The organism is Streptomyces ipomoeae 91-03 (genome assembly GCF_000317595.1).
GTDB lineage: Bacteria > Actinomycetota > Actinomycetes > Streptomycetales > Streptomycetaceae > Streptomyces > Streptomyces ipomoeae.
In genome coordinates this window covers 1-25813 of sequence record NZ_AEJC01000587.1, presented here as the reverse complement: position 1 = coordinate 25813, position 25813 = coordinate 1, and the positions used below count along the sequence as shown (strand labels likewise).

At 70.5% G+C, this 25813-nt stretch carries 17 protein-coding genes and 5 pseudogenes; 12 read left to right on the top strand and 10 right to left on the bottom strand.

The window, feature by feature from the left end; all coding sequences use genetic code 11:
- Both STRIP9103_RS37850 and STRIP9103_RS37845 read right to left on the bottom strand, forming a co-directional pair.
- Positions 1–699: hypothetical protein (locus tag STRIP9103_RS37850; RefSeq protein WP_009334989.1), on the bottom strand; the 699-nt coding region annotated here is incomplete at its 3' end.
- A 96-nt stretch (positions 700–795) separates the two neighbouring features.
- Entirely contained in the window at positions 796–1596 is an 801-nt protein-coding gene (locus STRIP9103_RS37845) for an alpha/beta hydrolase (protein WP_009334993.1), read from the bottom strand.
- Between the two features lie 208 nt (positions 1597–1804).
- Between STRIP9103_RS37845 and STRIP9103_RS37840 the strand changes: the two genes are divergently transcribed.
- The 4 genes from STRIP9103_RS37840 (at position 1805) to STRIP9103_RS37825 (ending at position 6022) form a co-directional block, all read left to right on the top strand.
- Entirely contained in the window at positions 1805–2581 is a 777-nt protein-coding gene (locus STRIP9103_RS37840) for a lysophospholipid acyltransferase family protein (RefSeq protein ID WP_048821698.1), read from the top strand.
- Positions 2582–2772: 191 nt separating this feature from the next.
- A complete protein-coding gene (gene macS / locus STRIP9103_RS37835; protein WP_181800283.1) occupies positions 2773–4026 on the top strand; it encodes a MacS family sensor histidine kinase in 1254 nt (417 codons plus the stop codon).
- Between the two features lie 53 nt (positions 4027–4079).
- Positions 4080–4727: a response regulator gene (locus STRIP9103_RS37830; protein WP_048821696.1), complete on the top strand. Its 648-nt coding sequence runs from the start codon at positions 4080–4082 to the stop codon at positions 4725–4727.
- A 266-nt stretch (positions 4728–4993) separates the two neighbouring features.
- On the top strand, positions 4994–6022 hold the full coding sequence (locus tag STRIP9103_RS37825) for a 6-phosphofructokinase (protein ID WP_009334977.1): 1029 nt from the start codon (positions 4994–4996) through the stop codon (positions 6020–6022).
- A 6-nt stretch (positions 6023–6028) separates the two neighbouring features.
- Here the strand turns inward: STRIP9103_RS37825 and STRIP9103_RS52370 are convergent.
- From STRIP9103_RS52370 to STRIP9103_RS52365, 6 genes and pseudogenes are all read right to left on the bottom strand, one after another.
- A pseudogene (locus STRIP9103_RS52370) lies at positions 6029–6848 on the bottom strand (IS200/IS605 family accessory protein TnpB-related protein); the annotation flags it as partial.
- 97 nt (positions 6849–6945) lie between these two features.
- Positions 6946–7143 (bottom strand): annotated as a pseudogene (locus STRIP9103_RS53250) (ATP-binding protein); the annotation flags it as partial.
- Positions 7103–7822, bottom strand: coding sequence for a PP2C family protein-serine/threonine phosphatase (locus STRIP9103_RS47655; RefSeq protein ID WP_009335001.1), 720 nt, complete (start codon positions 7820–7822; stop codon positions 7103–7105). The pseudogene STRIP9103_RS53250 and the gene STRIP9103_RS47655, both read right to left, overlap by 41 nt.
- 393 nt (positions 7823–8215) lie before the next feature.
- Positions 8216–10600 (bottom strand): carbohydrate binding domain-containing protein, encoded by a 2385-nt coding sequence (locus tag STRIP9103_RS37820; RefSeq protein WP_009334995.1) that lies wholly within the window; start codon positions 10598–10600, stop codon positions 8216–8218.
- Positions 10597–11133, bottom strand: a complete 537-nt coding sequence (locus STRIP9103_RS37815; RefSeq protein ID WP_141585061.1) for a hypothetical protein — start codon at positions 11131–11133, stop codon at positions 10597–10599. The genes STRIP9103_RS37820 and STRIP9103_RS37815 overlap by 4 nt, the downstream gene beginning before the upstream one ends.
- A gap of 91 nt (positions 11134–11224) precedes the next feature.
- Positions 11225–11398 carry a hypothetical protein gene (locus STRIP9103_RS52365; protein WP_324605714.1) on the bottom strand — a complete coding sequence of 58 codons (174 nt, stop codon included), beginning with the start codon at positions 11396–11398 and terminating at the stop codon, positions 11225–11227.
- 725 nt (positions 11399–12123) lie between these two features.
- On the opposite strand from STRIP9103_RS52365, the pseudogene STRIP9103_RS53245 reads away from it, so the two are divergent.
- The 5 genes and pseudogenes from STRIP9103_RS53245 to STRIP9103_RS48650 form a co-directional block, all read left to right on the top strand.
- Positions 12124–12321 (top strand): annotated as a pseudogene (locus tag STRIP9103_RS53245) (LacI family DNA-binding transcriptional regulator); the annotation flags it as partial.
- Between the two features lie 119 nt (positions 12322–12440).
- Positions 12441–12737: pseudogene (locus tag STRIP9103_RS52355) on the top strand (type 1 periplasmic-binding domain-containing protein); the annotation flags it as partial.
- Between the two features lie 32 nt (positions 12738–12769).
- A complete protein-coding gene (locus STRIP9103_RS52350; protein ID WP_234022407.1) occupies positions 12770–13072 on the top strand; it encodes a substrate-binding domain-containing protein in 303 nt (100 codons plus the stop codon).
- Positions 13073–13250: 178 nt separating this feature from the next.
- Positions 13251–14035, top strand: a pseudogene (locus tag STRIP9103_RS53630) (SDR family NAD(P)-dependent oxidoreductase).
- The gene (locus STRIP9103_RS48650) at positions 14017–14409 is read left to right on the top strand and encodes an NAD(P)/FAD-dependent oxidoreductase (RefSeq protein ID WP_009334987.1); all 393 of its coding nucleotides are present in this window, start codon (positions 14017–14019) and stop codon (positions 14407–14409) included. Before STRIP9103_RS53630 ends, STRIP9103_RS48650 begins: the two are co-directional and overlap by 19 nt.
- A 641-nt stretch (positions 14410–15050) precedes the next feature.
- Here the strand turns inward: STRIP9103_RS48650 and STRIP9103_RS37790 are convergent.
- On the bottom strand, positions 15051–16946 hold the full coding sequence (locus STRIP9103_RS37790; protein WP_009334981.1) for a phenazine-specific anthranilate synthase component I: 1896 nt from the start codon (positions 16944–16946) through the stop codon (positions 15051–15053).
- A 105-nt stretch (positions 16947–17051) separates the two neighbouring features.
- Positions 17052–17114, bottom strand: coding sequence for a trp operon leader peptide (locus STRIP9103_RS53625; protein ID WP_009335003.1), 63 nt, complete (start codon positions 17112–17114; stop codon positions 17052–17054).
- 195 nt (positions 17115–17309) lie between these two features.
- Between STRIP9103_RS53625 and STRIP9103_RS37785 the strand changes: the two genes are divergently transcribed.
- The 3 genes from STRIP9103_RS37785 to STRIP9103_RS37775 all read left to right on the top strand — a co-directional run bounded on the left by STRIP9103_RS37785 (position 17310) and on the right by STRIP9103_RS37775 (position 25775).
- Positions 17310–23837: an RHS repeat-associated core domain-containing protein gene (locus STRIP9103_RS37785; RefSeq protein WP_009334979.1), complete on the top strand. Its 6528-nt coding sequence runs from the start codon at positions 17310–17312 to the stop codon at positions 23835–23837.
- Positions 23838–24239 (top strand): Imm1 family immunity protein, encoded by a 402-nt coding sequence (locus STRIP9103_RS37780; protein WP_048821692.1) that lies wholly within the window; start codon positions 23838–23840, stop codon positions 24237–24239.
- Positions 24240–24422: 183 nt separating this feature from the next.
- Positions 24423–25775, top strand: a complete 1353-nt coding sequence (locus STRIP9103_RS37775; RefSeq protein ID WP_009335007.1) for a class II 3-deoxy-7-phosphoheptulonate synthase — start codon at positions 24423–24425, stop codon at positions 25773–25775.
- The last annotated feature ends 38 nt before the right edge of the window (positions 25776–25813 follow it).

Sequence of the window (25813 nt, the reverse complement as noted above, 5' to 3'; positions counted from 1 at the left end):
GACCGCCCCGCGGCCCGGATCCTCGTCGTCCTCGTCGTCGCTCTTCATACGCATCACCAGCGTGGCGAAGCCGCCGAGGAAACCTCCGATGCCGAGGGTGGTGAGCCACCAGGTCATGTCCCAGCCGAGCAGGACGGCGAGCAGCAGCAGGACCGGGCCGCCGACCACGCCCAGCCAGGCGAACTTGGCGGTCGCGTCGGCCTCCGGCAGCGGCGGCGGCTCGGGCGGTACGAAGTGGCCCTCGCCGTCGTCATCGTCGTCGTCCTCGGCGGTGTCCTCCCCGACCGGGTCGGTCACGCTGTAGTCGCGCGGACCGGCGCCGACGCCCGGCGCGAACGCGACGGAGCTGCCGAGCGGCTTGGGGGCCGAGGGCCCGGCGTCGTCGCCGGAACCGCCGGAGGCCTTGTCGGCGGAGTCGTCGGGCTCGGCCTCCAGCAGTGCCAGGTCCTCCACCGACCTGAACGGCTTGGCGCCCGGCGGGTCCGGCGGCTCCTCGCCGAACCCGGCGACGATGGCCCGCCACGCGGCGTCCTCGTCGAACGGCACGTGCTGCTCCTCGCCCGGCGGCGACTCGCCGGAACCGCCGTCCGCGGAACCGCCCACGGAGCCGCCCGAGGAGTTGTCGCGCGCCTCGCCGTGGCGCTCGCCGAGCGGCGCGCCCTTCTCCTCCGGCTCACGCTCGGAGTCGTGCTCAGCCACCAGTGGCCGTCCCTTCCCTCTGCCTCACGGATCCCGCACCTAAGTGCCTCACAGGCCCTGCACCGGACTGTTCGACGGATCCCGCACCGGACTGCTTCACGGGTCCTGCCCCTGTCCTGCCCCGGACTGCTGTACGGATCCGGTCCCGGAGTCCTTCACCAGACGGGTGACGAACGCGTGGCTCTCCTCGAAGATGCGGCCCGCGTCATGGTCCAACGTCGCGACGTGGTGGCTCTGTTCCAACAGGATTTCCGTGACATCCGTGGACGACACCCGGCTCAGGACGCGTTCGGAGTCGACCGGCGGCACCACATGGTCCTGCTCGCTGTGCAGGAGCAGCAGCGGCTGGGTGACCTGGGGCAGCTCACCGTCGACGAGCCGGAGGAAGTTCCGCAGCGAGTGCGCCGCGTGCAGCGGGACCTTGCTGTAGCCCAGCTCCTCGACGCCCTCCTTCGCGATGTCGCTGGTGATCCCCTTCGTCGTGGGGAGGAAGTGCCGGGCGACGGGGAGGGCGTGCGCGGCCAGGCCGTGCACCTTGTTGGCCGGGTTGACGAGCACGAGGCCGTCGACCGCGTCCCCGTGCTTCGCGGCCAGCCGCAGCGCCAGCGCGCCGCCCATGGACAGCCCCGCCACGAAGACATGCGCGCAGCGGTCGCGCAGGGCGCGCAGTTCGCGGTCCACCTCGGCGTACCAGTCCTGCCAGCCGGTGACCCGCAGGTCCTCCCAGCGGGTGCCGTGGCCCGGCAGCAGCGGCAGCGCGACGGTCAGGCCGCGCTCGGCGAGGTACTCCGCCCAGGGGCGCAGCGACTGCGGGGATCCGGTGAAGCCGTGGCAGAGGAGGACGCCGACGTCCCCGCCCTCGTGGCGGTAGGGCTCGGCTCCAGGAAGGACCGGCACGGTTCGGTCTCCTGTTCATGAGAAGGGTGTGAAACGAGTTCGGGTGTGCTTCACCGTACGCGACCGCACTGACACCGACCAGGGGCTTCGCCAGGGGGTGGACCGATGGGGGCCGACACCGGCCGGGGGCGTCCGGCTCTTCCTCGGCCATCCGGGTTAAGGTCTGATCTACAGAACACAGAGAGGCACTCGGTTGTTGTACGGCGCGATGAAGGTCGCCATCGGGGGACCGCTGAAGGTCGCCTTCCGGCCCTGGGTGGAAGGCCTGGAGAACGTTCCGGCCGAGGGCCCCGCGATCCTGGCGAGCAACCACCTCTCGTTCTCCGACTCGTTCTTCCTGCCCGCGGTCCTCGACCGCAAGGTCACCTTCATCGCGAAGGCCGAGTACTTCACCACGCCCGGCGTCAAGGGCAAGCTGACGGCCGCCTTCTTCAAGGGCGTGGGCCAGCTCCCGGTGGACCGATCCGGCGCGCGCGGCGCGGGCGAGGCCGCCGTCAGGAGCGGCATCCAGGTCATCGAGCGCGGCGAGCTGTTCGGCATCTACCCCGAGGGCACCCGCTCGCCCGACGGCCGCCTCTACCGGGGCAAGCCCGGCGGCCTCGCCCGCGTGGCCCTCGCCACCGGCGCGCCCGTCATCCCCGTCGCCATGATCGACACCGAGAAGATCCAGCCGCCGGGCAAGGTCCTGCCGAAGTTGATGCGCCCCGGCATCCGGATCGGCAAGCCGCTGGACTTCAGCCGCTACCAGGGCATGGAGCACGACCGCTTCGTCCTGCGGGCGCTGACCGACGAGGTCATGTACGAGATCATGAAGCTCTCCGGCCAGGAGTACGTCGACATGTACGCGACCGCCGCCAAGCGGCAGCTCGCGGAGGCGGCCAAGGCGGAGAAGGAGGCCGGAAAGGCCGCCAAGGCCGCGTCGGCCAAGGCCGAGCAGGAGCAGGAGCAGGACCAGGACCAGGACCAGGACCAGGACCGAGGCTAGGACCGGTACTGGCACCGGGGCTGGGGCGGGGACTGGGACCGGCACCGGGCAGGGGCGGGGCCGGCACCGGGATCGGGACCGGGGCTGATATCTGGCACCGGCACTGACACCGGGGGGTCCTGGCGGTCGTGTTCCCGGGTACGGTCGCGTTCCTGGGCGTGACAGTCGTGGTCGTGGGTGGGGTGGGGGACATGCCGAAGCGTGAGCGGGTCATGAGGATGTCGGTCGAGCAGCCGCTGTGGCGCGCGCTCACCGGCTACCGCGTCCTGACGATGATCTACGCGGTCGGCCTCTTCATCAGCGCCTACGACAAGTTCGCCCGCCCCTGGGTGGCCGTCACCTACTTCGCGGTCCTGGCCGGCTGGACCCTGGTGACCCTGCCCAAGGTCGCGGGCGCGGCCAGCTGCACCAAGCGGTTCCTCGCCGCCGACCTCACCATCGCGATCGTCGGCATCCTGCTCACCCGGTTCGCCGACTCGACCGCGCGCGTCGACGCCGGCGGCCCGACCCTGCCGTCGATATGGACCGCGGGCGCCGTCCTGGCGTTCGCCATCAAGGGCGGCTGGCGCTGGGCCGCCTTCGCCTCCACCCTCGTCGCCGCCGCCAACCTGATCCACCGCGGCGAGCCGACCCGCGACACCGTCCACAACGTGCTGCTGGTCTGGGTCGCCTCCATCGCCATCGGCTACGTCGTCGAGGTCGCCCGCGCCTCCGAGCGCACCCTCGCCCGCGCCCTGGAGATCGAGGCAGCCACCCGCGAACGCGAGCGCCTCGCCCGGGACATCCACGACAGCGTGCTCCAGGTCCTCGCCATGGTCCAGCGGCGCGGCACCGCCCTCGGCGGCGAGGCGGCCGAGCTGGGCCGGATGGCCGGTGAGCAGGAGGTCGCGCTGCGCACCCTGGTCTCCGGCGGCCTGGTCCCGGTCTCCCGGATCTCGGAGGACGCGGCCGAGGGCGCGCTCGTAAGGGCGGTGGAGGAACCGGACGCGCCGGACGACCGGGACGGTACGGCGGACCCGGTGGACCTGCGCGCCCTCCTCGCCCCGTACGCCGGCGCGAAGGTCACCCTGTCCGAGCCCGGCAGCCCGGTCCCGCTCGCCCCTGCGGCGGCGCGCGAACTGGCCGCCGCCGTCGGCGCCGCCCTGGACAATGTGCGCCGGCACGCCGGGGACGAGGCCCGGGCCTGGATCCTGGTCGAGGACTGGCCGGACGAGATCATCGTGACCGTACGGGACGACGGCCCCGGCATCCCCGAGGGCCGCCTCGCGCAGGCCGAGGGCGAGGGACGGATGGGGGTCGCCCTGTCCATCCGGGGCCGACTGCGCGACATCGGCGGCACGGCCGAGCTGATCTCGGTCCCGGGCCAGGGCACGGAAGTCGAACTGAAGGTACCGAGGGCCCTCGGAGGGCCGAAGGACACACGGGGGAAGGCGGAGCAGCGGTGACGGAGAACAGCGTGGTGGACGGACAGGAGCGCCCGGACGGCCCGATCAAGGTGATGGTGGTCGACGACCACCCCATGTGGCGCGACGCGGTCGCCCGCGACCTGGCCGAGGCGGGCTTCGAGGTGGTGGCGACGGCGGGTGACGGGGAACAGGCGGTGCGCCGCGCCCGGGCCGCCGGCCCCGATGTCCTCGTCCTGGACCTGAACCTGCCCGCGAAGCCAGGCGTCCAGGTCTGCAAGGAACTGGTCGGCGCCAACCCCGCCCTGCGCGTCCTCGTCCTGTCGGCGAGCGGTGAGCACGCGGACGTCCTGGAGGCGGTGAAGTCCGGCGCGACGGGCTACCTGGTGAAGTCCGCCTCGACCGAGGAACTGATCGACGCGGTACGCCGCACGGCCGTCGGCGACCCGGTCTTCACCCCCGGTCTCGCGGGCCTGGTCCTCGGCGAGTACCGCCGCCTCGCCTCCGAGCCGGCCCCCGCCGCGGGCACCGACGAGCCCAAGGCACCGCAGCTCACCGAGCGCGAGACCGAGGTCCTGCGCCTCGTCGCCAAGGGCCTGAGCTACAAGCAGATCGCCGAACGCCTCGTCATCTCGCACCGCACGGTCCAGAACCACGTCCAGAACACCCTCGGCAAACTCCAGCTCCACAACCGGGTGGAGCTGGTCCGCTACGCGATCGAGCGGGGCCTGGACGACGAGTAGATCAGTTGATGAAGAGATCTTCTTGATGAAGAGATCTTCTTGATGAAGAGATCTTCTTGATGAAGAGATCTGGTTGATGAAGAGATCTTTTGGACCACTCGATCGGTCCCGGCAGTAGTCCAATCCAGAAGTAGTCCAATCCGAGAAGTAAACCAACCTCCGGACAGTTCACCGGAAATGCCCTTACCCGGTCATGTCGAAGTGACCTGCGTCACCATTACGGTTCTGCGGAAGGCTTACGGCAACCGCGGCGAAGGGACATTTCCATGCGGGTCGGAGTATTGACCGGAGGCGGCGACTGCCCCGGGCTCAACGCCGTCATCCGGGGCGTCGTCCGGAAGGGCGTCCAGGAGTACGGCTATGACTTCGTCGGCTTCCGGGACGGCTGGCGAGGACCACTGGAGAACGACACCGTCCGTCTCGACATCCCCGCCGTACGCGGCATCCTGCCGCGCGGCGGCACCATCCTCGGCTCCTCGCGCACCAACCCGTTGAAGCAGGAGAACGGCATCCGCCGTATCAAGGACAACCTGGCCAAGCAGGAGGTCGAGGCGCTCATCGCCATCGGCGGCGAGGACACCCTCGGTGTGGCCGCGCGCCTGTCCGACGAGTACGGCGTGCCGTGCGTGGGCGTCCCGAAGACCATCGACAACGACCTCTCCGCCACGGACTACACCTTCGGCTTCGACACGGCCGTGGGCATCGCGACGGAGGCCATCGACCGCCTGCACACCACGGCCGAATCCCATATGCGCGTCCTCGTCGTGGAGGTGATGGGCCGTCACGCCGGCTGGATCGCCATCCACTCCGGTCTCGCCGGCGGCGCGAACGTCATCCTCATCCCCGAGCAGCGCTTCGACGTCGACAAGGTGTGCGCCTGGGTGACGTCCCGCTTCAAGGCGTCGTACGCGCCGATCGTGGTCGTGGCGGAGGGGGCCATGCCGAAGGACGGCGAGATGGTCCTGAAGGACGAGTCCCTGGACTCCTTCGGCCATGTCCGGCTGTCGGGGGTCGGCGAATGGCTGGCCAAGGAGATCGAGAAACGCACCGGAAAGGAAGCCCGCACAACGGTCCTCGGTCACGTCCAACGCGGCGGCACCCCCTCCGCCTTCGACCGCTGGCTCGCCACCCGCTTCGGCCTCCACGCCATCGATGCCGTCCACGACCATGACTTCGGCAAGATGGTCGCGCTGCGGGGCACGGACATCGTCCGAGTTCCCATCGCGGAGGCCACGGCGAAGCTGAATACGGTCGATCCCAAGCTGTACGAGGAGGTAGGCGTCTTCTTCGGCTGACCGTTCCTAGGGACTGAGCGGGAGTGAGTCCTGCTGCCAGGATTCGTGCTCAGCCGCGTGCCCCGAACGGTGTTGGGCACACTGGTTCCCCGCTTTCGCTCCGCGCCCGGCGCGCACGGATCGTGTCCGTGGTCCGGGAACGCGGGGGCGGCCCGCGGCCGGAGGCCGCTGATGGGCACAGCCTCACGCCCCGGGGCCGCCGGTCGGGCCTGGATGGTCCGATGCCCCTGCTCATCACTCCGGTGGGCAGGGGGCGGTGCCGTCCGTCGCCGGACCGGGTGCCCCAGGGCGCGTCTTCCGATCACCACGGCCGCTGCGTCGTGGCGTGTGGCCTTCCTGTTCTTGCTGGTGAGGGGTTTCTGCCAGTGCCGGGCGCCCCACCGGCTGGTGTAGGCGGGGTCGACGGCGATGACCGGGATGCCGAGTTCGGCCGCCATGCTCGCCAGGCGGGCCCGCAGCCTGCTCACGGGCAGGCCGGAGACAAGGTTGCGGAACCGCTTCCTGCGGCCGTGCTTCTCCCGGGTCTTCTCCGCGGCGAAGTCGAGGTCCTCGACCCCGATTGCCAGACCGTGGCGTTTGGGCCATGGGGGAGGAGCAGGCGGATCAGGGCGTGGCGGATCTGGGCGTCCCGGTGGGCAACATTGCCGGTGAGGTCGTAGCCGAAGCGGCGTGGTGCGCCGACGGGGTTGCCGTGGGCATCGAGGCGCCAGGCCGCGAGGCGGTCGGCGTTGGTGTCCACCCCGACCAGACCACCTGCGCGGGCCGCCTCCAGTGGCACGGTCGGGGCCGGGGGGATGGTCCAGGAGGCGGTGAGGTACCAGCGGCGGCTGCTCGATGTCTGGTGCCGTGAGGGATTCTTCGGCCCAGACGGTCTTTCCGGACTGGCCGTATCGGCTGCCCCAGCGCGTGGTGAGCTGGGCGGTGAGGAAAAGGCCGCGGCCTCCTTCGTCGGAGGAGCGGGTGCGGCGCAGGCGCGGTTGGGTGTTGCTGGAGTCGGTGACCTCGCAGATGAGCACTCCGTCACGGATGAGGCGGAGGCCGATGGGACCGCCGCCGTGGCGGACGGCATTGGTGACCGGCTCACTGACGACGAGTTCGGTGGTGAAGGCGACCTCCTCCAGCCCTCAGGCAGCCAGTTGGCGGTGGTTGCCGCCCGGACGTCGGCAACGATGGTGGGATCGGCGGGGTATTCCCAGGCGGCGACGGCCTCGGCCGGCAGGCAGCGGGTTCGGGCGAGGAGCAGGGCGATGTCATCGCGGGGTGGGGGCCGCCAGCACCTGCCGGCAGGGCCTTGCCGGGATCGTCCAGGGGGCGGTCCGGGCGGCAGCACGCGGTCAGGCGGGCGGTCGGATGCCGGACAGCGACATCCGGATCCGGGTCGTAGCGTGCGGTCAGCCCGTCGGTGTACAGGGCCAGGACGCTGCCGGGTTCACGGGCGAGCGTGGTGCTTTCGAAGGGCATGCCGCTGACGCCGAGTGGCGGTCCCGGGGAGACCTTGAGGACGTGGGCGGTTCCGTCGGTCCGGAGCAGGACGGGCGCCGGGTGGCCGGCGCCGGCCATGGTGCAGAGGCGGGAGACGGGGTCGTAGACGACGCACAGACAGCGCGCGCCGTACGTGTCCTCCCAGTGTTCGGGAGCGGCCTCGGCACCGAGCCGGATGACAAGCCCGTCGAGCTGGGCGAGCGGTTCGGCGGGTTCGAGGGCCGTTGTGGTCGCATGCAGGGAGGGCAGGCCGGCGAGGACGGTCGATTCGGGGCAGGCGGCAGTGAGCTCGGCAAGGACCTTGCGTTCCTGTCCCACAGGTTGCAGGGGTGGCGAAGCCGAGGCTGGAGGGTGAGCCGTTGCCATGGACCGCGTACTGCATCGCGTAGGTGGGCTCAGACACCGAGTCCGCGGCACTCCGGGTACGGAGTGCCGCGGAACGGGTGCGGTCGCCTGCCGCGGTCCCCAGCGCCACAGGGGACGCTGGATGGGCTCGCGGAGTGTCGCTGTGCTCAGCGTCGCAGAGGGGAGGTGGAGGTCGTGGCGGCTCCGCCGCGTGGACCTCTCCCCTGGCGGCGAGGGCGGGTGCGGCACCCCACACCGTCACAGCGGAGCCGGGACCGCACCCGTGTGACCATGCCGGACATGACCCTGGTCGGCTTCATCAGCCGTGGAACATCGCCGCGCACCCTCTGGTCACTGCGATGTCGTTCATTGCTGGGTAAGGGTGACTTCGTCGCAGTAGCCGTCGCCGGTTCCGGAGACGAGGTGGCAGTAGATGCGGGCGGAGGTCACGCCCGCGCCCGTGGTGAAGGTCGTCGACTGCTTCGAGTAGGTGCTCGACGTGGTCGAGGCACTCGTGACGGCGGTGCCGTTGTAGAGCTTGGCCTCCAGTGCTGTCGTGGTGCCGGCGGTCTGGCTCGCGAGGGAGCCGGTCAGCCGGTAGGTGGTGTTCGGCGTGAGGCCGGTGACGATCTGGAACAGGGAGCCTGAGCTCAGGGACGCGTTCGTCAGTGCGGCGGCGTTGCCGTTGGCCGCCGTGCTCGTGAGCGAGAAGTCGCCGTTGCGCCAGGGCACGGTGTGGCCGGACTCGAAGTTGCCGTTGATCGCGTAGTTCTTGACGGGGGTGACGGCCATGTCGTCGCAGTAGCCGCTGCCCGTTCCCGAACTCTTGTAGCAGTACAGCCGCACGGTGCTGTTCGTCGCTCCGGTGGTGAAGTCGGCGGAGACGTACGTCCACGCGGTGCCACTGGCGCTTGCCGTCGTTTCGAGGCCGCCGGTGTTCTTGACGCCGACGTTCATGACCTCACCGGCGACATCCGACTTCACCCAGCCCGAGACACGGTACGTCGTGCGGGGCGCGACGGGTACGGATTGTTCGAGGGAGGCGGGCGACGAGGTGATCTTGGCCGCGTAGGTTCCGCTGTGGGAGGTCGTGTTCGTCACCGAGGCGTTGTTCCACTTGCTCCACGCGCTGGTCGTCCCCGTCTCGAAGCCGAGGTTCTCGTTCGCCAGGCAGGTGGAGTCGGAGGGCGAACTGAACTGGTCGGCGCCGATGTCGGGTGCGCAGGTCGAGGGAACGGTCGATCCCCAGTAGTCCTTGCCGCCGTTGTTGGGGACGACGACTCCCGCGCCGATGGCCGGGGACGACGCGGTCAGCTGGTAGCCCGCGACGCTGCCGATGCCCGTGCCGCCGCTGCCGGGCGAGGCGAGCTGCGGATCCGCCGTGATCTTCCCCGGGTCGGAGGGCTCACTGGCCGGGTGGTTGCCGTAGAAGAGGTTGTTGCGCCAGGCGAAGTTCGAGGCCGGCTGGCCGGCCGTGTAGACGTAACCGCCGCTGCCCAGGTTGTAGATGATGTTGTTGGCGAGCGTGAGGTCGTTCCAGGCGCCGGTGACCTCGAGGACGTTGGCGGTGGATCCCGACGGGATGTAGATGGTGTTGTTGTAGAGCGCGGAGTCCTGCGATCCGTCCATGGTGATGACGCGCAGCCGGTCGTTCTCGCTGACGTTGTAGCGGACCGCCGCGTTGCTCGCGAGGTGCGATCCTCCGCCGCAGCCGCAGAAGAGGATGAACCCTCCCGCGTTGTCGTGGCTGTAGTTGTACTGGACGACGGTGCCGTCCTGTCCGTAGTCGACGTCGAAGCCCTGGCCGTCGGGGTTGCCGGTGTTCTTCTGGGTTCCGTACGCCTCGTTGTACTGGATCACGGTGCCGTCGGAGTCCCAGGCCCAGATGCCGGCGTTCGCCGCGTTGGGGGCCTTCGCCGCGTTGTAGACGACGTTGTGCTCGATGAGGGCGTCCTGCGACATCTGGACGACGATGCCGTCACCGTCCGTGTCGTGGACGGTGTTGTTGTGGACGACGACGTTGGTCCAGGGAGTCCAGGCCGGGGTGTTGCAGCCGATGGACGGCCGGCAGAGCCAGGTGCTGGACATGTTGATGCCGCTGCGGGCGACGTTGGCCACGGTGTTGCCGTCGATGTCGACGTCGTTGAAGGCGCTGGGGGTCGTGGTGCCGAGAACGGCGAAGAGAATGCCGGCGCTGCCGTCGACTTCCTTCGACTGGTTTCCGTTCACATCGTGGATGTTGAGGTTGCTGATCTTGTAGTGGTCTCCGGTCCCGTAGTTCTCGAGGACCACGTAGACGCCGCGTCGCGCGTTCGCGCCCTTCACGACGCCGGTGTTGGTCACCTCCAGATCGGAGATCTCCCAGTACTCCTGGTTGTGCAGATAGATCGCGTCCGTGCCGCCGCCCCCGGCGATGACCGGCAGGGCGCCGGTGCCGTAGGCGCTCATGGTGATCGATCCGCCACTCGCGCTGCCCGAGCCCAGCGGGTGCAGAAGGCCGGTGCAGGTCGTCCCGCGCTTGAACAGCAACTGGTCCCCGGGTGCGAACGTCGTCGCGTTCGGGCCCGCCAGTGAGTTCCACGGCGAGGAGGAGGTTCCGGTCCCGTTGGATGCCGCCGAGCAGTCCACGTAGTAGGTCGAACCCGCTGCGTGGGCCGGCGTGGCCGGCGTCAGCACTACCGCGGCACAGGCGATCAGCATGGTGACCACTGCGCCTATGACGAAACTTGGTATCTCTCTGACGTGTCTCATGGTGTCTCTTTCCGTACAACGCTGTCGGAATGGGTGGGGGGGCTCGCCGCGACCTTGCGGAGCGCGGCGACGATCGCCTGTGTGGGGGCGGCGTGGTTCGACCAGTCGGCGGCCACGTGTTCATCGGCGCCGATCAGCAGGGTGTGGAGCTGTCCGTCCGCAGACAGCCGTGTCCCCGCCGAGGCCGAGTCCGCGGCGACCACGAGTGCGGGCGGGATCGCCCAGTTCGCCGCGAAGTTCTGCAATGCGGAATCGGTCGTATGCCCGTCCGAGTCGGTGATGAGGACGCGGACGCCGGGGTACTGCAGCGCCACGCTCTTGAGCGACGGGATCTGGTTACGTGCCTCCGCCGCGTCGACGTTGCCCTCGTCGTCGATGGGAAGAGCGGATATGACGGTCGGGCCCGAGACGGCGATGTGCTGCCCGTCGAGCAGGGTCACCGCGGAGTCGGCGGGCCCATTGCCATTGCATGCGGTGACGAGGAGCAGCGTGGCGGCGAGGGAAAGCGCCCTTGGGAGAGGGGCCCGTGGCATGCGGACGTCTCTATGGGCTGGTGGAAGCATCGTTGCTCCGCTCTCTCATAAGGGGGTTCGATGCGTCAGGCCCGCGGGCGCGAGAACCGGATCATGTTCCAGGACATCGGCCGAGTTCGGCGCGCAGCACTCCGTCTGTGACGGTCGTGCCGACGACGGAGTGCGGGGTGACACGGTCCGGCTGGTCCGCCGTGTTGCGGGCCTCCTGGTCGGCGTCCGCCGGCACCACGTGCTCGGTCACGGCGCGGATGTCGGTCCCGCGCAGATCGATCTCCAGCGGCAGGGAGGTGTCGTGGCCGCGGTTGACGCGAAGACGGTGACGTCCCCGGACTCTTCGTCGATCACCGCGGTGGCGTGCAGCGGCGGTACCTCGCCGAAGCGGGCGGTGGGGTAGGCGGGGCTTTCATCCCAGCGTCTCTTCGACGGCCTGGATGGTCTTCTTGTCCCACTCGTTCTCGACCGTCATCACGGTGAGCGTCGTCTTGCCGCTCCCGGATCCGCTCATACCGTTGCTGACGGAGCCGGCGCAGGCGGACGACCCGTCGCGGTGAGGAAGCCGTCGAGGGGTGTCGTCTTTGACACGGGCATGCTGGTGGGCCTTTCGAGACGGAACGTACGCGGTTGCGGGCCGTATGGCGGTGCGGGAGGTACGAGGGGGGCCATGGCGGCATGAGGGGCTGCCGCGGGAAGCGAACTGTGGAGTACGGCGGCCGGTGGAACACCGGCTCGCTCGGGGGTGGTGCGAGATGCTCTGGACCGAGCGCATCCGTCTGCGTGGACGGGTGCGCGCGCCGGTGTCAGCGGACCGCGGGTGCGACGGTGGTCGCGTCGGCGGTGAGCCCGAGAGCGGTTCCTCGGCCCGGTTGACTTCACATCAACTGTGGCCGATATCTAGCGATATCAATATGACTGATTTTGCATGATCTGCTCAGACTCGTCGATTATTCCCATCTGCGGAAACCGGTTGACTAAAACTTTCGCGAACGTTAGGTGGCGTTGCCGGAAGGTGTCAAGAGGCCAGAACGCGCCACTCTCGGCCCGCAGGGGAGGACCGGGGCGACACCCACAGGAGAGGGGGAGCACGTGCCGGAACAGCGCCCCCGGGCCAGGCTCGTGGATGTGGCACACGCGGCCGGGGTCTCCAAGGCCACCGTGTCCAAGGTGCTCAACGGCCGTCAGGACCTGTCCGTGCGGCCGGAGACACTCCGGCGTATCCCCGAGGCCGCCGAGGCGCTCGGCTACCGGCCGCACTCCGGGGCCCGGGCCCCGGCCGGTGCCAGCACCCACACGCCGGTCCGTACGTCACCATCGCCCGCGGCGCCTACCAGCGGGCCCGCGAACTGGGCTGTCTCTCCCTGCTCGCGGAGGACTTCGACGGGCAGGAGGCCCACGAGTCCTTCCACGACCTGGTGCAGGAGGGCAGGGTCGACGGACTGCTCATCGCCTCGGCCCGCCCCGGCCATCCGCTGCTGGACGCGCTGGCCCGCAGCGCGGTCCCCCATGTCTTCCTCAACCGCTCCGTGGACGGCTCCGGCCGCAACATCACCATGGACGTCGCCCGCTCCAGTGTGACCGCACTCGACCACCTGCACGGCCTCGGCCACCGCGCGGTCGGCCACATCGCGGGTCCCGCGGGATCACCCCCAGCGAGGTCCGCAAGGAGGCATTCCTGCGCCACGCCGACGTACTGGGGCGGGACGCGGCTCCGGTCGCGTCCGGGGACTTCACCGAGGACGGCGGCGGGTGCGCGGCGCGGGAACTGCTGCGCCCCGCCGACGCAAGCACCCGCCCGCCGGTCACCGCCCTTTACACCAGCTCACCCGTCCAGGCGATAGGCGCCATGGCCGCGATCAGGGACCTCGGCCTCAGAATCCCCGAAGGCGTCTCCATGGTCGGCAACGACGACCTGCCCGTGGCCGCGCACCTCCACCCCCGCTGATCACCGTCGCGATGCCCCTGCACGAGCTGGGCACCGCCGCGGTCGACGCCCTGGTGGCCTTCATTGAGGGCACACCGGCCGGAGACGTCGTCGTACCGACCGAGCCGCGGTTGGTGCCGCGCGCCTCCACGGCCCGACCCGCAGGAGCAGGAGCAGAAGTAGGCGCAGGAGGAATGCCATGACCGTCGCCGCCGCACCGGCTCGTTTCGCCGGCCGTACGGCCCTGCTCACCGCGGCCGCCTCCGGCATCGGGGCGGCCACCGCCCGCCGACTGGCCGCGGAGGGAGCGTCCGTCCTGGTCACCGACGTGGACGCCGAGGGCGCCCGGCGCGTGGCCGAGGAGATCCGCACAGGTGGCGGGGAGGCACGGGACCGGCCCCTCGACGTCATCTCGCCGGGGCAGTGGACCGCGGCCGTCGCCGAGGCCGAGTCCTGGACCGGACGCCTGGACGTGCTCCACCTCAACGCCGGCCGCAACCTGCCCGGAGCGGCACACGAACTCGACGACGCCGCCTGGCACGACCAGCTGCGGCTCAGTCTCGACTCCGTGTTCTACGGCGTCCGGGCCACCGTGCACCTCCTCAGGGCTGCCAGAGGCTCGGTGGTGATCACCTCGTCCGTGCACGCCACGATCGGCTTCAAGGGCCTCCCCGCATACGCCGCGGCCAAAGGCGGGATCGACGCCCTCGTACGCCGATGGCCGTCGAGTACGGCGGCCGGATCAGGTTCAACGCCGTCCTGCCCGGAGCCGTGGTCACCGCCCTGTGGGCCGAGGCACCCCCGGAGTACGAGGCACAGACCATCGCACGCACCCTCGTCGGACGGCTCGGCGCCCCGGAGGACATCGCCGCCGCCGTGGCCTTCCTCGCCTCAGAGGACGCCTCCTTCGTCACCGGGCTGCGTGTCGGCGGCCGGGCGAACGTGGTTGCCGCCGGCGATGTCGCATGCTTTCCCAACCTCTGATCGACGATCTCCCGCGCAGGGTCGAGCACCGGACCATGGCCGCCGACACGGCCCGCCAGGCCGCGCGCACCCTCCTGGGGTGCCCGGCCGGTCCCGGCGGATGCCGCCCCATGTCGAGCTTCTGGAGTGATCAACTCGGCCTGCGGATCCAGGCGTTCGACGCCCCCGCCCTCGCGGACGAGCGGTGGGTCGCCGCCGGGGATCTCGACGGCGACCTCGCCCTGGCGTGCTCGCTGCGCGGACGGCTCGTCGGAGTCGTCGGCATCGGGCAGCGCAGGCAGGTGAATCGCCTGCTTCAGGAACTCCTGGCAGGCGCAAGTATCGGCACAGCAGGAATCGAGGCAAGCAGTGTCCAAAGCAGCAGTGCTCTATGAGACCGGGCAGGACATCGAGATCGTCGATGTGAACGTCAGCGGCGTCGGAGACGACGACTGACCGACCTGACGGAGACGCTGGAGGACGTGCCGGCGGCCGGCACCGACCCCGTCGCCGTACGCCACCCGTACATGGACCGGGCCATCCCCGAGGGCCTCAGCAACCCGGCCCCGGAGTGACCTGCTGGAGCATCACACACGGCGCCCTCCACCTCCACTGGACCGACCGACCTCACGCGGCTGCGATCGCGAGGCCACCACCGATCGGATGGCCCGCGAGGAACGACAACGCCGCACCTTGCCCGACTTCCCAAGAGCCGCCCGGGTGTCGCCTGACGGGGCGCGGCCGTTACGGCGGTCCGGGCCGCGATGGAACCCCGACCACGAGCCTGACCACGGGTCCGGCCGTACCACAGCCCAACCCCCGCGCCACCTCGTCGCCGAATGCGTCGAACCGCCTTTCGGAGGTCAACTCCTCCAGCACGGCGGCGTCTTCACCGCCTCCGGGCCGGCGAGCCGTCCACGCTCAGTTCGCCGAACCGGACGGCGCCGGGTCCTGTGGGTGGTTCGGATTCTCGGGCAGCGGAGGAGAGAAGTCACAACCGCACCATCGGCGCACCCATCACCAGGTCGCTGATCGCCTACGACCACTGAGCCACATCGGAACTGCTCGTCCAGGGCGTCCGCAGCGCGCGAACCCCGGCCACAAGCTCCCGCACCACACCCACCCCACCCAACGTCAACACCGACTCCGGATGAAACTGCACCCCCGCGAACCCGGCCCCCCGCAACGCATGCACCTCCCCACCCGCACTACGACTGACCTCCACCCCCCGCCCAGCCAACTCCTCCGCCACCCCGTCATCGCAGTACGCCACAAAGCTGTTGTAGAACCCCACCGTCTCCCGGCGCCCGAACAGATCGATCTCCGTCTGCGCCCCCTGATACGGCACCTCCTTCCGCACGATCCCCAACCCCAACTCGGCCGCGATCAGCTCATGCCCGAGACACACCCCGAGCACCCCACCCCGATGCCCCCGCATCACCTCGCCGGTCAGCCCTCGCAGAAACCGCATCTTGGGGTCATCGACGTCCCCCGGATCCCCGGGCCCGGGCCCGAGCACCACCACCCCGTCGTGCGCGAGCACACCCTCGCGCACCCCCGGCTCGTCGTACCGCCGTACGGTCACCTCCAGCCCACAGGACCGCAGCAGATGCGCGAGCATGGCCGTGAAGGTGTCCTCGGCGTCGACGACGAACGCGTGCCCGGTCAACTCGCCCGTCCGCTCCTGCATCCGCAGCCAGAACGGCGCGAGCGAGGCCCGCCGCCCATCCAGCGCCGCCCGCACCCGGGGATCGTCGGCCAGCCCCACCCGCCCCGGCGAAACAGCCGCCCGCCCCGGCCGTACGCCCAACGCCGCCAGCACCCCCGCCGCCTTCGCATGCGTCTCGGCGACCTCGCTCACGGGATCCGACCCTCTGACGAGCGTGGCCCCCACCGCCACCTTCAGCCGCCCGTCCGCCGCGATGTCGGCCGTACGGATCAGAATCGGCGAGTCGAGGGTCTGCGCCCCACCGGCGTCCCGCCCGACCAGCGCCAGGGCCCCCGCGTAGTACCCACGCCCACCCACTTCATGCCGCTCGATGACCCGGCACGCGTTCTGCACCGGCGACCCGGTGACGGTCGCGGCGAACATGGTCTCCCTCAGGACCTCCCGCACATCCAGCGACGACCGTCCGCGCAACTCGTACTCGGTGTGCGCGAGATGGGCCATCTCCTTCAGCCGGGGCCCGACCACGACCCCGCCCATGTCGCCGACGGTGCACATCATCTTCAGCTCCTCGTCGACGACCATCGAGAGCTCCTCGATCTCCTTGCCATCCGCGAGGAAGGCCAGCAGGTCCTCCGGCGTGGGGCCGCCGTCCGGGTAGCGGTACGTCCCGCTGATCGGGTTCATCACGACGGTCCCGCCGGACATCCGGACGTGCACCTCGGGGGAGGCGCCGACCAGCGTCCGGTCGCCGGTGTGGACCACGAACGTCCAGTACGCCCCCCGTTCGCCCTCCAGCAGTCGCCGGAACAACGCGAGCGCGTCGGCGCGGCCGAAGCCGGGGATCGCCCCCTCGTACGTCCGCCGGATCACGAAGTTGGCGCCCTCGCCCCGTCCGATCTCCTCGCGCAGCACCCGGCCGACGATCTCCGCGTACTTCTCGTCGGACACGTCGAAGCCCCCGCCCTCGACCCGCATGTCATGCGTGGGCAGCTGGGCGAGGGCCTGGGCCAGCGGCAGTTCGTACGACTCCTCAGGGGTGAGCACCGACAGCGGTGTCCCGTCGTCGCGGACGTCGAAGCCGCGTTCGCGGATCTGGCGGAACGGGATGAGGGCCAGCCCCTCGTCGGGGATGTCGGCGAGCCGCTCGTACGTGGCGACCGGGCCGATCAGGACCTCCACGGTGTCGTGGTCGTGGAGCCCGGGGGTGCGGCGGCGCAGCAGCGCGAACGGGCGGTCGTCGTGCGGGAGTCGAGCCAGGTCCATGGATTCCTCTTCCGTGTCGGGAGTGATCGGGGAGGAACGGCCGGGTCCTGGAAACACCGAAGGCCGCCCCTCTGGCGGCCTTCGCGAAGTTCTGCCTACGCGCAGTCAGTGGGCCGCCGGGAGGACGGTCCACCACCAGTTCTGGTTCTGGGTCGAGTGCGCGAACATGCCCGCACCCTACACGAGTCCCTGGGAGTGTCGAGGGGACACGGGGACGGGTTACGGGACGGTCGATGTCTGTGAGCCTTCTGTGGAGGGACGGCTTGTCGCGTCCCCTGAGTGTTGACGCGTACATGGCCTGAGGGGATTCTGTGTCCCCAACCGTGGTTGCGAGGGCAACCACTGGTTCCCAGGGGGCGACAAGTGAAGAACCGAGGCCGTTTACCGGGCACCGCGACCGTCGTACTGGCACTTCTCCTCTCCGGCCTGCAGCCGCTGCTCGTCCGCGACGGTCCCGACGGACCGAACGGCGGGGAGCGGATCAGCGCCGACTCTTCCGTGACCACGATCGACCGTAGTGAGGTCAGACCCGGTGAGAGACCCCGGCTCACCCCGGCCGCGACCGACGGCAGACCCCTCGGCGAGACCACCGGGGCGGCCCGGGTCGACTGGCCGGAGCCGGGCACGGCCACGCTCGCCGTACCGGATCGCGGTGAGCGGGCGGCGGGCAAGGGCATCGATCTCGCCGTCGCCGCGCCACGAACGAAGATCGCGAAGGCAAACGCACCCGAGCGGATCCGCCTCACGGCACTCGGCCCCGACACCGCCCGCGACCTCGGCGGACACGCCACCGCGTTCATCGTGAAGGCCACGGACACCAAGGCCTCCGGAGCGGAAACCGACGCCCCCGAATCGGACCCCGAGGCCCCCGAGTCGGACCTCAAGACCTCCAAGGCCCCCGAGGCCCCCAAGGCCCCCGACGCCCCCGAGAAGGGCTCCGCCCCCTCCGTCGGCATCCGGGTCGACACCTCCGGCTTCGCCGACGCCTTCGGCGGCAACTTCGAGAGCCGGCTCCGTCTGGTCGCCAAGCCGGCCGTCTGCGCCGAGAACCCCGACGCCGAGCGCTGCGAGCGCGGTACCCCCGTGCCGAGCCGGATCGACCTGACCTCGCACACCCTCTCCGCCGACGTCCCCGTCACCGAGGCGACCGTCTACGTCATCGCCGCCGCGCCCAACGGCGAGACCGGCTCCGCCACCGCCACCAAGCTCTCCTCCTCCAGCAAGTGGCAGGTGGGCCTGCAGTCCGGCGACCTCTCCTGGTCGCTGCCGCTGCCGCAGGTCCCCGCGATCGCGGGCGACGCCCCGGACATCAGCCTCGGCTACTCCTCGCAGGCCGTCGACGGCATGGTCGCCGCCGAGAACAACCAGCCGTCCTGGGTCGGCCAGGGCTGGGACCTGGCCCTGCCGTACATCGAGCGCCGCTACAACGGCTGCGCCGACGACGGCGGCGACACCGGCGACCTGTGCTGGGCCGGCGAGCACTACATGATCTCGCTCAAGGGCACCTCGTCCACCCTGGTCAAGGACACCGCGGCGGGCGGCGACACCTGGCGCGCCCAGGAGGACCCGGGCTGGCGGATCCAGCGGAAGACCGGCGCCGAGAACGGCGACAACGACGGCGAGTACTGGGTCGTCACCACCCCCGAGGGCACCCGGTACACCTTCGGCCGCGGCGAGCAGGCCACCACCGGCACCGCCACCGACTCGGTCTACACGGTCCCGGTCTTCGGCGACGACGAGGGCGAGCCCTGCCACGCCGGAAGCGTCGAGGACTCGTACTGCACCCAGGCCTGGCGCTGGAACCTCGACGGCGTCGTCGACACGCACGGCAACTCCAACACGTACTTCTACGAGCGGGAGACCAACCGCTACGCCCGCAACGGCGACCCGGACAAGTCCACGTCGTACGTGCGCGGCGGTCGGCTGAAGGACATCGTCTACTCGCAGCGCTCCGGCGCCGAGGACCAACAGGCCCCGGCCAGGCTGCACTTCACCACGCAGCTCCGCTGTGTGGAGGCGGCCGACGGCACCGGCGAGTGCCCCGCCTTCGACGCCGACCACGCCTCCTCGTACCCGGACGCCCCGCTGGACTCCCTCTGCGCGAGCGGCGACTGCACGGGCGAGGACCAGAAGTCCCCGACGTTCTTCACAAGTGCGCTGCTCAGGAGCGTCACCGCCCAGCGCTCCAACGCGGACGGCGGCTGGACGGACGTGGACCGGCTCGACTTCACCTACGCCTACCCCGAGCCCTCCGACGGCACCAGCGCCATGCTCTGGCTGGAGAAGGTCCAGCAGACCGGCCTCGCCGGCGACGGCGAACTCAAGCTGCCCGCCGTCGAGTTCACCGGCAAGGAGTACGCCAACCGGGCCGACGCCGACCCCGAGGCCGGCGCCCCCGAGATGCGCAAGCTGCGCATCACCTCCGTCGTCGACGAACTGGGCCGCCGGGTCGACGTCACCTACGGCCAGCCCGACCCCTGCCCGGTCGACGACCTGCCCGAGGGCCGCTTCGACTCCAACACCCAGGACTGCTTCCCCGGTTGGCGCACCAACGGCGAGGACTCCGGCTTCGGCGTCTGGCACAAGTACCTCACCACGAAGGTCACCGTCCGCGACACCGGCGGCGGCTCACCCCCGCAGACCACCGAGTACCGCTACCGGGGCACCCCCGCCTGGCACCACGACGACGACCCCGTCACCGAGGCCGAACGCCGCTCCTGGAGCGACTGGCGCGGCTACGGCAGCGTCGACGTCGCCAAGATGACCGACCCCGGGTACCGGGGCGAGGACACGAGCCGCGCCGTCCAGATCACCCGCACCCTGCACTTCCGCGGCATGGACGGCGACCGCAAGGCCGACGGCTCCACCAAGTCAGTCGAGGTCACCGACTCCCGGGGCACCTCCCTCAAGGACCTTCCCCACCTGCGTGGCAAGGAGCGGGAGAGCATCCAGTACCAGGTCTCCCCGACCGGAGCGATCGAGTACGAACTCGGCGGCACCCTCCACAACTACACCTCCGCCCGCACGACCCCGGCGCAGGAGGGCGAGACCGACCCCGACAAGGACGCCCACCTCGTCGTCGAGAACGACTCCGAGACCCGCGAGACCGTCACCTCCGAAGCGGGTGAGCGCACATCCCGCTCCACCCGCCTCCGGACGACCTACGACACCTACGGCCAGGTCACGTCCGTGCTCGACACGGCCGGCTCCGACGTGCGCTGCACCAAGACCTCGTACGACCGCGGCGCCGCCACCACCGACGCCTGGATGCTCGCCTTCCCGTACCGCGTCCGTACCTACTCCGGCAGCTGCGACGACCCGAAGTCGCTGATCACCGGCAAGGACCAGTACTACGACGGCTCCGACGAACTGGGCGCCCCGGTCGCCAAGGGTGACGTCACCCGCACGGTCAGCGCCGTCCGGGCCTCCGGGCCGGACACCGTCACCGAGTCCGTCACCACCCGGGCCGAGTTCGACGCGTACGGGCGCACGATCTCCGAGACGGACGGCAGGGACAACACCGAGCGCACCACGTACAGCCCGGCCACCGGCCGCCCGGAGACCGTCACCGAGACCAACGCGCTCGGCCACACCGAGGTGACCACCCTGGAACCGGACCGGCAGCAGCCGAGCGCGGTGCGGGACGCCAACGGTGAGACCACGCGCAACACCTACGACCCGCTCGGCAGGCTGCTCGGCGTCCGCCAGCCGGAACAGGGCGCCGACGATCCGCCGGCCCAGGTCTTCGCGTACTTCCTCGACCCCGAACACCGTAAGGGGCCACGGGTCACCACCCGCCAGCTCCAGTCCGGCGACACCTATGTGACCGAGTGGACCTTCCTCGACTCGCTCGGCCGCGACCGGCAGACCCAGCAGGTCTCCCCGGCCTCCACCTCCGGGAACGAGAAGACGGTCGTCACCGACACCCGGTACGACGACGTGGGCAACATCGTCGCCGAGTCGCTGCCGCTGGTCGCCGACGGCCCCGCCGGGTCCGCGCTGCTCGCGGTCGCGGAGGGCGAGGCGGACGAGACCCGGCACACCCATGACTCGCTCGGCCGCATCGTGCGCTCGACGCAGTACGGGCAGGGCAAGGCGCTGTGGTCCAGCACGGTCTCCTACTTCGGCGACCACTCCCGCACCACCCCGCCCGAGGGCGGTGTCACCACCACCGCGTGGACCGACGCCCGCGGCCGTGTGGTGCGCAACCAGGAGGGCGTCGGCGCGGACGCCGTGGTCACCGAGTACACCTACACCCCCGCCGACCAGGTGGCCTCCGTCGAGGACCCCGGCGGACACGTCTCCACGTACGCCTACGACCTGCTCGCCCGGCGCGTGCTGAGCGACGACGCCGACGCGGGACGTACGAAGACCCGCTACGACGCCAATGGCAACCCGGTCTCCGTCTGGAACGCCACGTCCCTCGAAGCCGGCGACGACGCGAAGCCGACCCTCTCCACGGTCTACGACGAGCTGAACCGTCCGGTCAGCCGCTGGGAGGGCGAGCCGGAAACCGGGAAGAAGATCGCCGGTTGGGCCTACGACAAGGCCTCCGTCCCCGGCGGCATCGGCCGCGAGGCGTCCCAGACCACGCACAAGGACGGCAAGGACTACACCCTGGCCGTCACCGGGTACGACGCGCGCGGCCGGATCACCGGCCGGGCCTGGACCTTCCCGGCCGGCGTCGGCGGAGCACTCCACCAGCGCACCTACCGCGTGGGATACGGCTACGACGCCGCCGACAACGTGGTGAGCCTCGACTATCCGGACGCCGTACTCGGCACCCCCGCCGAGAAGATCACCACGACATACGACCCGCTCGGCAACCCCGACCGGCTCTCCGGTGTCCTGAAGGACCCGCTGACCGGCGACGAGAAGACCAGGTCGTACATCTCGAACACCGACTACGCGGCGGACGGCAAGCTCGCCGGACGCGACTACGACGACGCCCACCACCCGCTGCGCCGGGCCTACGCCTACGAGGACGACACCCAGCGGCTGTCGAGGATCCAGACCCTGGTCGGCGGCGCCCACGACGACGAGATGGAGGCGAAACAGGACGACACCTACCGCTGGGACCCGGCGGGCAACCTCACCTCCGTCACCGACACGGCGCTGCCCAAGCCGGTGGCCACCTGCTTCACCTACGACTCCCTGGGCAGGCTCGGCCACGGCTGGACCACCCACCGCACCGACTGCTCCGACGAGGACTCCACCCTCACCCACGACGGACCGGCCGGCTTCAACAAGTCCTGGACGTACACCGACGACGGCAACGTCGCCTCCGTCCGGTCTCTGCACAAGACCCGCGAGTACGCCTACGAGGACGCCGACCACCCGCACGCGGTGACCGGCGTGGACCACGACTCCTTCGCGTACGACGCGAACGGCGCCCTCAGCAAGAAGGTCAAGGCGCTCGTCCCGACCACGCTGAAGTGGGACGCCCAGCAGCGCCTGGAGTCCTCGACGACCGCGCTGCTCAAGAAGACGGAGTTCGTCTACAGCCCGGGTGGCCAGCGGCTGGTCAGGACCGACCCGGCCGGCGTCGCCACCCTCTACATCGACGGCCAGGAGATCACCGTCGCCCTCGGCATCGCCAAGGGCACCCGCTACTACGCCGTCGACGGCAGCACGGTCGCCGAACGCCTGCCGAGCGGCATCCTCAAGTGGCAGTTCAACGACACCCAGGGCTCGGCCCAGATCGCCGTCCCGGAGGGCACCGGCCTGGTCGAGCGCAGCTACTGGGACCCCTACGGCGAACTGCGCGACCTCTCGCTGCCACCGCCCACCGACCGCGGCTGGCTCGGCAAGGTCAAGGACACGAGCACCGGCCTCAACCACCTCGGCGCCCGCTACTACGACGCGGACCTGGGCCGGTTCGTCTCGCCCGACCCCGCCTACGACGGCTCCTCGGCCCAGACCGCCAACGCCTACTCCTACGGCGCGAACAACCCGGTCATGTACGTGGACCCGACCGGACTGTGGTCGCTGTCCGGCGCCTGGAACGCCGTCAAGGAAGGCGCGTCCAAGGCCTGGGACTGGGCCAACGAGAACAAGGGCCTGATCGCCAACGTCGCCGTCGGCATCGGTGTCGGCATCGCCGTGGGCGCGGTGTGCGCCACGGGCGTCGGCTGTCTGGTCCTGGCGGGCGCGGCGGCGGGTGCCGCGGGCGCGGCGGCCGGATACGGCGTGGACGTCGCCGAGGGCAAGCAGGACTTCTCCTGGGGCGGGCTCGCCGCCAACGTGGGCATGGGCGCGGCCTTCGGCGCGGCCACCGCGGGCGCGGGTGCCGCGCTCGGCGCCGGGGCCAGGGCACTGGGCAACACGGCCTTCGGCCAGGTGGTGAAGGCCGGGGGCGCGAAGGCCGCGTCGACGGTGACCGGGGCCGTGGCCCAGGGCGGACGCGCCGTCGCCAACGCGGCACGGGCCGCCGGCGGCAAGGTCGCCGACGCCGCCAAGGCGGCCAGTGCGAAGGTCGTCGCGGGCGTCAAGAAGGTGACCAGCCGCGGACCCAAGCGGCCGGCCAACACGGTGCCCGCCTACGCGGGCGGCAAGACCAGCGGCACCCTGGTCCGGCCCGACGGCTCCGAGGTACCGCTGATCAGCGGCCAGCATCCGCCGGGCTGGACGATGCCCAAGGGCACCCCGGGTATGAACCGGGTCACCAAGTCCCATGTGGAGGCCCATGCCGCGGCCACTATGCGCAACGAGGGGCTGACCTCCGCCACCCTGTGGATCAACCGGGCGCCCTGCCAGGCGGGGAAGTTGACAGGGTGCGACTATCTGCTGCCCAGGATGGTGCCCCGGGGTTCTACGCTGACGGTCCATGTGGTGCCGGGCGGCAGCAAGGGCCCCATCACGGAGACGAGAATCGTGGAAGGGATCGGCTGAATGCTGGCCCGTTACTTCGACCCCGAGGCCGACGAGCCACGGGAGCGGACGGTCACCGACGCCGCCGAGGTGGCGACCCTGCTGGTCGAGCTGACCGGCATGGGAGCCGGATCGGGGCGCGGTGCCCCCGCCCTGGAACTGGAGGCCGACAACGGCTCCGCCCTCTCGATCGGCCCCACACCGCACGGCGACGTGCTGCTGTGGACCGATCCGCTGGAGGACACGTTCCACAGCATCGGCGACCGCTCCCGCGAGGGCACCGTGGTCTTCGACTACTTCGGCTCGTACACCGAGGTGCCCATGGAGTCGGTGGTCCCGCGCGAGCTGGCCCTCGGCGCGGCCCGGGCGTTCCTCACCACCGGCTCACCCGTCACCGAGGAGCTGACCTTCGAACCGGACTGAACCGAACCGGGCTGAACCGAACCAGACCGGACTGAACCGAACCGGACCGGGCCTTGTCTGTCGTGCTCGTCCCTGGTCCCGGCCCTCGTCGTGCCCGTCTCCTGCCCCCTCTCAACTGATGAGTGCGTCTCATCTGATGAGCGTGGGGCAGGACCCCGGACACAACCCCGTAATGTGTATGGAGTGACCGTGAACGCTAAGACCGGCCCGAGCGCCGGCAACACCTGGCGAGACCTGCCCGCGGCGCAGCAGCCCGAGTACCCCGACCCCGAGGCTCTGCGCGCAGTCGTTGCGGAGCTCGAGTCGTATCCGCCGCTCGTCTTCGCGGGCGAGTGCGACCAGCTGCGCGCCCGGATGGCGGCTGTCGCCAAGGGAGAGGCGTTCCTCCTCCAGGGCGGCGACTGCGCCGAGGCCTTCGACGCCGTCTCGGCCGACCACATCCGCAACAAGCTGAAGACGCTGCTCCAGATGGGCGCCGTCCTCACGTACGCGGCCTCCGTGCCGGTCGTGAAGGTGGGCCGTATCGCCGGTCAGTACTCCAAGCCGCGCTCCAAGCCGACCGAGACCCGCGACGGTGTGACGCTCCCGACCTACCGGGGCGACTCCGTCAACGGCTTCGACTTCACCGAGGCCGCCCGCGTCCCGGACCCCGAGCGCCTGAAGCGGATGTACAACGCCTCCGCCTCCACGCTCAACCTGGTCCGCGCCTTCACCACCGGCGGCTACGCCGACCTGCGCCAGGTGCACGCCTGGAACCAGGACTTCGTGAAGTCGTCCCCGTCCGGCCAGCGCTACGAGCAGCTCGCCCGCGAGATCGACAACGCGCTGAACTTCATGCACGCCTGCGGGGCCGACCCGGAGGAGTTCCGCACCGTCGAGTTCTTCTCCTCGCACGAGGCGCTGCTGCTCGACTACGAGGCGGCGCTCACCCGCGTCGACTCGCGGACCGGCAGGCTCTACGACGTCTCGGCGCACATGGTGTGGATCGGTGAACGCACCCGCCAGCTGGACCACGCGCACATCGAGTTCGCCTCGCAGATCCGCAACCCGATCGGCATCAAGCTCGGCCCGACCACCACGGCCGAGGAGGCGCTGCAGTACATCGAGCGCCTCGACCCCGACCGCGAGCCGGGCCGGCTGACCTTCATCGTCCGCATGGGCGCCGACAAGGTCCGCGACAAGCTGCCCGAGCTGGTGGAGAAGGTCACCGCCTCCGGCGCGACCGTGGCCTGGGTCACCGATCCGATGCACGGCAACACCTTCGAGGCGGCCTCCGGCCACAAGACCCGCCGCTTCGACGACGTGCTCGACGAGGTCAAGGGCTTCTTCGAGGTCCACAAGGGCCTGGGCACCCACCCGGGCGGCATCCACGTGGAGCTCACCGGCGACGATGTCACCGAGTGCGTCGGCGGCGGCGACGAGATCTTCGTCGACGACCTCCACCAGCGCTACGAGACGGCCTGCGACCCCCGGCTCAACCGCAGCCAGTCGCTCGACCTGGCGTTCCTCGTCGCGGAGATGTACCGCGATCAGTAGCGGACCAGTGGCGTAGGCGCCTGTTACAGGGCATGGGG